Raw genomic sequence first — 10,040 nt, forward strand, 5'->3', positions numbered from 1 at the left:
GCGGGCTCGGAGGTCGACGGCCCAGCGGTGGGGTCCAGGTTCGGCAGGGACTCCCCTCCCTGCGGTGCCACCGAGTCGGACGCCGCTGGCCGCGGCGCCTCGGGTTGCGGGCTCGGCGGCGTGGCGTTCGGCTCGGAGCCGGGGACGTCGCGTTCGCTGTGGTCTGCGTTCATGTCCTACAGCATGGAGGGAAAGGCTCCGTCATCGCTGGGGAAATCCTCAAAGTTTCATGAATGCCGCGCCGCGCCCTCGGTGTCGCGGTCCTGGACGGGGTTTTCGCCGGTCACGTCGGGGTCGAGAGCGAGCCGGACGGTGAAGCGCGTGCCCTCGCCGGCCTCCGAGGACACCGACACCTCGCCGCGGTGCGCCGACACCAGCGCCGCCACGATCGCCAGCCCCAGGCCGGTGCCGCCCGCGCTGCGGGAGCGCGCCTTGTCGACGCGGTAGAACCGCTCGAAGACCCGCTGCGCCTGCTCCGGGCTCATGCCGGGGCCGTCGTCGGCGACGGTGATCTCGACGTGCTCTCCGTCGGAGCGCAGCTCGACGTCGATGTGGGAGTCGCCGGGCGTGTGGCGCACCGCGTTGGTCACGAGGTTCGACATCACCTGGCGCAGCCGCATCTCGTCGCCGCGCACCAGGAACGGACCGCCCTGTGTGGACAGATCGATGTGGCGCCCGTTGGCGGTCACCTCGGCGGCGGTGATGGTGTCCACCACGACGCTCAACAGGTCGACCTGCCGGAACTCGAAGGGGCGCTCGGCGTCGAGGCGGGCCAAAAGCAGCAGGTCCTCCACGAGCAGGCCCATCCGGGTGGCCTCGGCCTCGATGCGGCCCATCAGCTGCGAGGTCTCGGCGGGGTCGGCGTCGCCGCGCTGGCGATACAGCTCGGCGAAGCCCCGCACCGTCGTCAACGGGGTGCGCAGCTCGTGGCTGGCGTCGGCGACGAACTGCCGCATGCGTTCCTCCGAGGCCAGCGCCCGCTCCTCGGACGCCTCCCGCGCCGCCAGCGCGGTCTGGATGTGCCCCAGCATCTGGTTGAACGCCCGGGCCAGCTGCCCGACCTCGGTGCGCGGATCGCGTTCGGGTACCCGCTTGGACATGTCGCCCGCGGCGATGGCCGCGGCGGTGTTCTCCATCTCCCGCAAGGGATACAGGCTGGCGCGCACCAGCGCCACCCCGATGGCGGCCAGGCCCGCCAGCACCCCCGATCCCACCAGCAGGTCGATCCAGATCAGCCGCCCCACGGCGTGGTCCACGTCGTCCAGCGGCGTGGCCAGCGCGAAGTAGGCGTGCTTGCCCGGGTTGAGCTTGCTGACGTCCTTGATCACCATGCGCCAGCGCGTGGTGCCGTCCCGCGACGGGAGGGTGATCTTGTTGTCGATGTTCTTGGTGATGACCTTGTTGGTGACGTCGGGCAGCTGGGATTCGTTCTTGACGGGCGGGAAGTAGGCCACGGTGCCGTCGAGGTCGACGAACACGGCGTAGTCCACGATGACCGACGGCCGGGAACCCTGGGCCCGCTGGGCCGAGTTCAGGTCGTTGAGATTGAGCTGCGCGGCCCGCGAGTCCAGGTCGTCGTCCACCTGGCCGGTCATGTACTGCTGCAGGGAATACACGTTGGCGATGCTGGTCAGGGTCAGCGCCCCGCCGGTCAGCAGCAGGACGGCGGCGACCAGTCGCACGCGCAGCGGCGTGCGATCCCAGCGTCCGCGGTATCGGGCGGACACGTCGCCGGGCGTCACGACGGGGACCGTAGGACGTATCCGATGCCGCGCAGGGTCTGGATCAGCCGGGGTTCGTCGGAGTCGATCTTGCGCCGCAGATAGGACACATAGGACTCCACAATGCCGTCGTCTCCCCGGAAGTCATAGCGCCACACGTGATCCAAGATCTGGGCCTTGGACAGAACCCGCCCGGCGTTGACCATGAAGTAGCGCAGCAGCTTGAACTCGGTCGGCGACAGCTGCACCGGGCGTCCGGCGCGCCACACCTCGTGGGTCTCCTCGTCCAGCTCCAGGTCGGCGTACTTCAGTCGCGGGGGCGGCGGCACATCGCCCTTGCTGCGCCGCAGCACCGCGCGGATCCGCGCGATCACCTCTTCCAGGCTGAACGGCTTGGTCACGTAGTCGTCCCCGCCCAGCGTCAGCCCCCGCACCTTGTCCTCCACCGCGTCGCGCGCGGTGAGGTACACGATCGGCGTGCGGTCCGAGCCCGAACGCACCCGCCGGGCCACCTCGAAGCCGTCGAAGTCCGGCAGCATCACGTCCAGGACGATCAGGTCCGGACGGTGCCGCGCCACCAGATGCACCGCCTCCTCGCCCCCGGCGGCACGGTGCACGGTGAAACCCGCGTATCGCAGGCTGGTGGCCAGCAATTCGCAGATATTGGGGTCGTCCTCGACCACCAACAAGGTGGCCTCGCCCTCCCGACTGTCTTGCGCCATTGGTCCATCTTCCGCCGACACGCCTGCATTCGCACTGAATATCACCTGGGAATTCGCTGTGAACCACCTCCGGGGTCGCCGACGCGACCAGCGGATTCACTATCTGTGACGCATTTGGTCACGGTGACTGTGTTCATCGCGCTACCCGATCGGCCCTTCCATCGGATACGCTGAAACCCCCGCCCGGAAGCAGAAAGCGCCTCCGGATCGCGCGGGCCGCCAGGCCCATTGTCATTACCACCGGCATGGGCACCGACTACCGACCTCAATGAGGGCGCAGATGACGCTGTCGATCAACACTGGTACGACCGCAGACGGCGGTATTGTTCTGACACTTGATGGCGAAGTGGACTACGCCACCGCCCCGCAGATACGGGAAAAGATCTCCTCACTGCTCCGCACGGAGAACCTCACGTCGATCAAGGTCGACGTGGCCAAGGTGACCGTGCTCGATTCCACTGGCATCGGCACGCTGGTGGTGGCCTACCGGATCGCACGCGACATGGGCATCCCCGTCGCGGTGACGAACCCGACGAAATTCATCAAACGCCTGTTCGCGGTGGTAGGCGCGCAGGAACTGCTTGAGGAACCCACCGACGCCTTCGTCGCCACCGGCGGAGGCAATCGCTGATCAGCCGCCTCGTCTCGGCTCTTCATCCGCATCCATGCTCGTATTTCGAGCCGGGCTGCGGCCTGCCCGGATGATCTTGACCACGACTCGCCAAGCCCGCGCTGGTCGGCCACGGCCTCGACGCCAATGTGGTGAAACCAACGCGTAGGCTTGGCGGTCGGGAAAATACGTCCATCAGGTCAGCAGAAGAGGCGATCAAAGGCCGTGGCGACTCAAGACCGCAACACGTCTAGTTCATCGGGTTCCAGTCCACTCCCCGAGTTCGGGCCGAACGAGTGGATCGTCGAAGACATGTATCAGCGATATCTCGCCGATCCGTCCAGTGTGGAATCCACCTGGCACGACTTCTTCGCGGATTACCACCCGGAGACCCCCGACAATGCCGCCGCGACACCGACACCGGCGGCCCCCCAGGCGCCCCAGGCCCCCGCGAGCTCTCCCAACGGCTCGGCGGCCCCCGCCGCCAAGGCGGCGCCCGCCAAGCCCGCGGCCAAGGCCGACACCCCGGTGTCGCCCGACGCGGAACAGAAGGCGCTCAAGGGTGTCGCCGCCAAGGTCGCCCAGAACATGGACGTGTCGCTGGAGCTGCCGACGGCCACCAGCGTGCGGGACGTGCCGGCGAAACTGTTGAGCGACAACCGGATCGTCATCAACAACCACCTGAAGCGGGGCCGGGGGGGCAAGGTCAGCTTCACCCACCTGATCGGCTACGCGCTGCTCAAGGCGCTGGCGGCCCACCCGGAGATGAACAGCTCCTACGCGGTGTCCGGCGGCAAGCCGACCCTGGTGCGCCCCAAGAGCGTCAACCTGGGCCTGGCCATCGACCTGCAAAAGGACGACGGCTCCCGCACCCTGGTGGTGCCGAGCATCAAGAACTGCCAGGACATGGACTTCCGGCAGTTCTGGCAGTCGTACGAGGACATCGTCCGCAAGGCCCGCAACAACAAGCTGACCATGGAGGACTACGCGGGCACCACGCTCACCCTCACCAACCCCGGCGGCATCGGCACCGTCCACTCGGTGCCCCGCCTGATGCAGGGCCAGGGCACCATCATCGGCGTCGGCGCCATGGAGTACCCCGCCGAGTACGCCGGGGCCTCCGACGCGACCATCGCGCGGCTGGGCATCTCCAAGGCCATCACGGTGACGTCCACCTACGACCACCGGATCATCCAGGGTGCCCAGTCCGGCGAGTTCCTCAAGCGGATGCACGAGCTTCTGCTTGGCGCCGACGGCTTCTACGACGAGGTGTTCACCTCGCTGCGGGTGCCGTACGAGCCGGTGCGCTGGGTGCGCGACGTCGCGCACACCTCCGAGGGCCAGATCGACAAGGCCGCCCGGGTGGTCGAGCTGATCCACGCCTACCGGGTCCGCGGCCACCTGATGGCCGACACCGACCCGCTGGAGTTCGAGATCCGGCGCCACCCCGACCTCGACATCCTCGAGCACGGCCTCACCCTGTGGGACCTGGACCGCAGCTTCCCGGTGGGCGGCTTCGCCGGCCAGCAGAAGATGAAGCTGCGCGACATCCTCGGGGTGCTGCGCGAGTCCTACTGCCGCCGGGTCGGCATCGAGTACATGCACATCCAGGAGCCCGAGGAGCGGGCCTGGATCCAGCGGCACGTCGAGCGCGACTACGAGAAGCCCGACACCGACCACCAGAAGCACATCCTGGAGCGGCTCAACGTCTCCGAGGCCTTCGAGACCTTCCTGGGCACCAAGTACGTCGGCCAGAAGCGCTTCTCCCTGGAGGGCGGCGAATCGCTGATTCCGCTGCTGGACGAGCTGCTGTCCAACGCCGCGACCGACGGCCTCGACGAGGTCGTCATCGGCATGTCCCACCGCGGGCGGCTCAACGTGCTGGCCAACATCATCGGCAAGCCGCCGGAGAAGATCTTCTCCGAGTTCGAGGGCTCGATGGACCCGAAGTCGGTGCAGGGTTCGGGCGACGTCAAGTACCACCTGGGCATGACCGGCAAGTTCACCACCGCCGACGGCGAGCACGCCACCACCGCCTCGGTGGTCGCCAACCCCTCCCACCTGGAGGCCGTCGACCCGGTGCTGGAGGGCATCGTCCGCGCCAAGCAGGACCGCCTCGACCTGGGCCTGGAGGGCTACACCGTGCTGCCGCTGGCGGTGCACGGCGACGCCGCGTTCGCCGGTCAGGGCGTGGTCGCCGAGACCCTGAACCTGTCGCAGCTGCGCGGCTACCGCACCGGCGGCACCCTCCACGTCATCGTCAACAACCAGGTCGGCTTCACCACCGCGCCGGAGTACTCGCGCTCGTCGCTGTACTCCACCGACGTGGCCCGGATGATCCAGGCGCCGATCTTCCACGTCAACGGCGACGACCCCGAGGCCGTGGTTCGGGTGGCGCGCTTGGCTTACGAGTACCGCCAGGCGTTCAACAAGGACGTCGTCATCGACATGCTGTGCTACCGCCGCCGCGGCCACAACGAGGGCGACGACCCGTCGATGACCAACCCGGCGATGTACCACATCATCGACACCAAGCGCTCGGTTCGCAAGCTCTACACCGAATCCCTGATCGGCCGCGGCGACATCACGCTCGCCGACGCCGAGGAGGCGCTGCAGGACTACCACGACAAGCTGGAGGGCGTCTTCCGCGCCACCAAGGAGGCCATCTCCTCCAGCGGGCAACCGGTGCGCCAGCGCAGCACCGAGCCCGACGTGGACGTCGAGACCGCCATCACCACCGACCTCATCAAGGCCATCGGCGACGCGCACGAGAACCTGCCCGACGGCTTCACCCCGCACAAGCGGGTGAAGCAGGTGCTGGACCGCCGCGCCAAGATGTCCACCGACGGCGACGTCGACTGGGCGTTCGGCGAGCTGCTGGCGATCGGCGCGCTGCTCAACCAGGGCGTGTCGGTGCGGATGGCGGGCCAGGACACCCGGCGCGGCACCTTCGTGCAGCGCCACTCGGTCGTGGTCGACCAGAAGTCGGAGCGGGAGTACACGCCGCTGACCCGGCTGGCCAAGGATTCCGCGCGGCTGTGGATCTACGACTCGCTGCTCAGCGAGTACGCGGCCATGGGCTTCGAGTACGGCTACTCCGTGGAGAACCCGGACGCGCTGGTGGCCTGGGAGGCCCAGTTCGGCGACTTCGGCAACGGCGCGCAGTCCATCGTGGACGAATTCATCTCGTCCGGGGAGGCCAAGTGGGGACAGCGTTCCGGCGTCGTCCTGCTGCTGCCGCACGGCCACGAGGGCGCCGGCCCCGACCACACCTCGGGCCGCATGGAGCGTTACCTCCAGCTGTGCGCCGAGGACAACCTGCGGGTCGCCAACTGCACCACCCCGGCCAACTACTTCCACCTGCTGCGGCGCCAGGCCCTGTCGCCCAAGAAGAAGCCGCTGGTGGTGTTCACGCCGAAGTCGTTGCTGCGCAACAGGCACTGCGTGTCGCCCCTGGAGGACTTCACGACCGGCGGTTTCCGTCCGGTGCTGACCGACCCGGCCGTGGACTCCGGGGCCGTCAAGGTCGGCGACGTGCGCCGGGTACTGCTGTGCTCCGGCAAGATCTACTACGACCTGGTGGACGCCCGCGACAAGCACGGCATCACCGACACCGCCGTGATCCGCATCGAGCAGCTCTACCCGCTGCCGGTGGACGAGATCAAGGCGGCGCTGGCCCCGTTCACCAACGCGGTCGAGCACGCCTGGGTCCAGGAGGAGCCGGCGAACCAGGGCGCCTGGTCGCACATCGCGCTGAACCTGCTGGAGCACCTGGACGGCGTGAGTCTGCGCCGCTTGTCGCGCCCGGCCGCGGCGGCCCCGTCGGTGGGCTCCAACAAGATCCACGCGATGGAGCAGCAGGCCCTCATCGACGTGGCGATGCCGCCGGCCAAGAGCGCATAAGCGATGTACCACACCGATCGCGGGATCGAGGAGCTCGACGAGCGACGCGGAGACGAGGAGGTCAGCCTGTCGTGGCTGGCCTCCCGGCTCAGCGAGTTCGTCGACGACAATCCCGAGTTCGAGACGGCGATCGAGCGGCTGGCCACCTGGCTGGCGCGCCTCGACGACGAGGTCGACGAGGAATAACTCGCCGGGGTAGCGCACGCCGATCCGGCCCCGAATGTCGTCCATGATGGACATGACGGCGAGCGTGGATTCCCACGTCACCAGCGGGCTTTCGGTGAGACCCTCGCGCACACAACGCATCACCTCGACGGCCTCGTGGGTCATGCCGTGCCCGACGTACTCCACCTCGAAGGTCTCCTCGGTGCCGTCGGGGCGGCAGACGCGGTAGCCCGCGGGACGGTAGAAGGGCGCGTCGAGCTCGATGCGCCCGCCGGTGCCCGCGATCGCGGCGGTCACGGGTACGTAGGACTCCAGCGACGCCGTCAGGTTGGCCACGGCGCGGTCGTACCGCAGCACCATGCCGCAGGTGGCGTCGACGCCCTCGGGCAGCAGGGTCGCCTCGACCCGCAGCGATTCCGGCGCGCCGAGGATCAGGTGCGCCAGGTGCAGCGGGTACACGCCCATGTCAAGCAGCGCGCCGCCCGCCTGTTCGGGGTCTCGCATCCGCGAGTCGGTCGGAAACGGTCCCGCCCAACCGATGTCGGCGCTCAGGGTGGTGACCTCGCCGATGACGCCCGAGGCGATCGCCGTGCCGAGGTGGCGGATCGCCGGGTTGCAGCGCATCCACATGGCCTCCATGAGGAACACGCCCCGCTCGCGGGCCAGGTCGACCAGGGACCGCGCCTGGGCGAGGTTGACGGTCAGCGGCTTCTCGCACAGCACCGCCTTGCCCGCCTCCAGCGCCCGCCGGGCCGCCTCGTAGTGTCCATTGTGGGTATTGGCGATGTAGACGATGTCGACGGTGTCGTCGGCGATCAGGGAGTCCCAGTCGCCGTGGGCGTTCGGGATGTCGAAGCGCTCGGCGAAGGCCCGCGCGGATTCCAGGGTCCGCGACCCCACGGCCGCGACGCGCGCTTCGGGCAGCAGCCCGAGATCCCGGGTGAAGGTGGCGGCGATGCCCCCGGTGGCGAGAATGCCCCATCCGATCGTGTCAGTCATGCCCACCATCAGACCACGCCGACCCGGCCATAGGGGCGGGCTATGACCTGCGACCGCCGCGACGGCTACCGGGCGGATGGCGGCGGGGCGAGGCTCGAGGGCATGAGTGCCACCCTCTCCGCCCGCGCCGCCACCGATCGCCTGGCGCACCTGGGCCCCAACTGGTTCGCCTCCGTCATGGGCACCGGCATCGTCGCCAACGCCGTCGTCGTCCTCCCGGTGCGATCGCCCGCGGTGCGCGGCGCCGCGACCGCGGTGTGGTTGCTGGCCGCGCTGTGGCTCGTGGCGCTGTCGGCCGGCTTCGCCGTCCAGTGGGTGCGGCATCGCCCGCACGCGCTGGCGCACCACGCCGACCCCGTCATGGCGCAGTTCTACGGGGCGCCGCCGATGGCGATGCTGACCGTCGGCGCCGGGACGCTGCTGTTCGGGCCGGACCTGATCGGGTCGTCCGCCGCCGTGGCCGTCGCGTGGACACTGTGGATCGCCGGGACGGCGTGCGGGCTGCTCAGCGCGGTGGCCGTGCCGTACCTGATGTTCACCCGCCACGCCATCGACCGCGACGCGGCGTTCGCGGGCTGGCTGATGCCCGTGGTGCCGCCCATGGTGTCGGCGGCCACGGGCGCGGCGCTGCTGCCGCACCTGGCGGCGGGCCAGCCGCGGCTGAGCATGCTGGTGGCCTGCTACGCGATGTTCGGCATCAGCCTGCTGGCGACCGTCGTCATCCTGCCGCAGCTGTGGTCCAGGCTGGCGCACCACGGGCCGGGCGCGGCCGCCACGGTGCCGACGCTGTGGATCGTGCTGGGGCCGCTGGGACAGTCGGTGACCGCGGCGGGGAACCTGGGCGCCGCGGCGGAGCGCGTCGGCGACGCGCCGTGGGCGGGGGCGCTGCCGGCGTTCGCGGTGGTGTACGGGGTCCCGGTGTTCGGGTTCGCGCTGCTGTGGATGGCGCTGGCCGCAGCCATCACGCTGCGGGCGCGCCGCGACGGTCTCGGCTTCGCGCTGACCTGGTGGAGCTTCACCTTCCCCGTCGGCACCTGTGTGACGGCGGCGGCGACCCTCGGCGTCCACAGTGGCGCCAAGGTCCTCGGGGTGGTCGCGGTGGCGCTGTACCTCGGGCTGCTCGCCGCGTGGGTGGTGGTCGCCGCCCGTACCGTCCGGGGCGTCCTCAGTGGCCGGTTGCTGGCCGCGCCGCGTTGATCGGACCCAGCAGGTCCGCCGCCGGGCCCTGGAGGCGGGGGCCCGCGCGCCACACCGCGCGGAGGGTGCGCGACAGGTCGATGCCGCGCACATCGATGGCGACCAACCGCCCGTCGGCGAGCTCGTCGGTGACCGCCAGCGAGCTGAGCACGGCGGGCCCGGCGCCGCGCAGCACCGCGGCCTTGACCACGGTGGTGGACGCCAGCTCCAGCAGCGGCGTGGCGGGCGGGCCGATCGGGCGCAGCGCCTCGGCCAGGGCGGCGCGGGTGCCCGAGCCCTCCTCGCGGCAGATCAGCGGGGTGTCGCGCAGCTCGGCGGCGTCGACGCCGCCGGCGCGCCGGGCCCAGCGGTGCGCGGGGTCGGTGACCAGCACCAGTTCGTCGCGGCCCACCGTCTGGGAGCGCAGGCCGCGCCGCACGTACGGACCCTCCACAAAGCCCAGATCGGCGTCGCCGTCGAGAACGGCGCGCGCCACCTCGGCGGAGTTGGCGACCTGAAGCGCCACCGAGGTCTCGGGCCGCCGCTGGCGCAGCGACACCAGCCACCCGGGCAGCAGGTATTCGGCGATCGTCAGGCTCGACACCAGCTTCAGGCGCGAGTCCCGTCGCTGCCGCAGCGCGTCGATCCCGGCGTCCAGCACCCGCGCGGCGTCGACGACGGCCCCGGCCCATTCCACGAGGACGGCCCCCGCGGGGGTGAGCCGCGACCCGCGCGGCGTCCGCT

Annotated in this window: 7 protein-coding genes and 1 pseudogene; 4 read left to right on the forward strand and 4 right to left on the reverse strand. The window is 70.0% G+C overall.

Going from position 1 to position 10,040, the window contains the following annotated elements; translation table 11 throughout:
* Positions 1-227 precede the first annotated feature (227 nt).
* Entirely contained in the window at positions 228-1,742 is a 1,515-nt protein-coding gene (locus tag VE172_RS18245; RefSeq protein ID WP_324803390.1) for a sensor histidine kinase, read from the reverse strand.
* Complete coding sequence (locus VE172_RS18250; RefSeq protein ID WP_324803391.1) at positions 1,739-2,443, reverse strand: response regulator transcription factor; 705 nt, start codon at positions 2,441-2,443, stop codon at positions 1,739-1,741. The genes VE172_RS18245 and VE172_RS18250 overlap by 4 nt, the downstream gene beginning before the upstream one ends.
* 280 nt (positions 2,444-2,723) lie before the next feature.
* On the opposite strand from VE172_RS18250, the gene VE172_RS18255 reads away from it, so the two are divergent.
* The 3 genes from VE172_RS18255 (at position 2,724) to VE172_RS18265 (ending at position 7,142) form a co-directional block, all read left to right on the forward strand.
* The gene (locus tag VE172_RS18255) at positions 2,724-3,074 is read left to right on the forward strand and encodes an STAS domain-containing protein (protein WP_324803392.1); all 351 of its coding nucleotides are present in this window, start codon (positions 2,724-2,726) and stop codon (positions 3,072-3,074) included.
* A 204-nt stretch (positions 3,075-3,278) separates the two neighbouring features.
* Entirely contained in the window at positions 3,279-6,956 is a 3,678-nt protein-coding gene (locus VE172_RS18260; RefSeq protein ID WP_324803393.1) for a multifunctional oxoglutarate decarboxylase/oxoglutarate dehydrogenase thiamine pyrophosphate-binding subunit/dihydrolipoyllysine-residue succinyltransferase subunit, read from the forward strand.
* Between the two features lie 3 nt (positions 6,957-6,959).
* Positions 6,960-7,142 carry a DUF6104 family protein gene (locus tag VE172_RS18265; protein WP_324803394.1) on the forward strand — a complete coding sequence of 61 codons (183 nt, stop codon included), beginning with the start codon at positions 6,960-6,962 and terminating at the stop codon, positions 7,140-7,142.
* A 297-nt stretch (positions 7,143-7,439) separates the two neighbouring features.
* Here the strand turns inward: VE172_RS18265 and VE172_RS25740 are convergent.
* A pseudogene (locus VE172_RS25740) lies at positions 7,440-8,129 on the reverse strand (Gfo/Idh/MocA family protein); the annotation flags it as partial.
* A gap of 93 nt (positions 8,130-8,222) precedes the next feature.
* On the opposite strand from VE172_RS25740, the gene VE172_RS18280 reads away from it, so the two are divergent.
* Entirely contained in the window at positions 8,223-9,317 is a 1,095-nt protein-coding gene (locus VE172_RS18280) for a TDT family transporter (protein WP_324803396.1), read from the forward strand.
* On the opposite strand, the gene VE172_RS18285 is transcribed toward VE172_RS18280, so the two are convergent.
* Positions 9,286-10,040: LysR substrate-binding domain-containing protein (locus tag VE172_RS18285; RefSeq protein ID WP_324803397.1), on the reverse strand; the 755-nt coding region annotated here is incomplete at its 5' end. The genes VE172_RS18280 and VE172_RS18285 overlap by 32 nt on opposite strands.

The sequence above is a fragment of the Stackebrandtia sp. genome (genome assembly GCF_035643755.1).
Classification (GTDB): Bacteria; Actinomycetota; Actinomycetes; order Mycobacteriales; family Micromonosporaceae; genus Stackebrandtia.

What these genes read in the sequence shown, in the direction of transcription:
- VE172_RS18250 (WP_324803391.1), bottom strand. Translation starts at nt 2,443, where the DNA reads ATGGCGCAAGACAGTCGGGAGGGCGAGGCCACCTTGTTGGTGGTCGAG.
- VE172_RS18255 (WP_324803392.1), top strand. Translation starts at nt 2,724, where the DNA reads ATGACGCTGTCGATCAACACTGGTACGACCGCAGACGGCGGTATTGTT.
- VE172_RS18265 (WP_324803394.1), top strand. Translation starts at nt 6,960, where the DNA reads ATGTACCACACCGATCGCGGGATCGAGGAGCTCGACGAGCGACGCGGA.
- VE172_RS18280 (WP_324803396.1), top strand. Translation starts at nt 8,223, where the DNA reads ATGAGTGCCACCCTCTCCGCCCGCGCCGCCACCGATCGCCTGGCGCAC.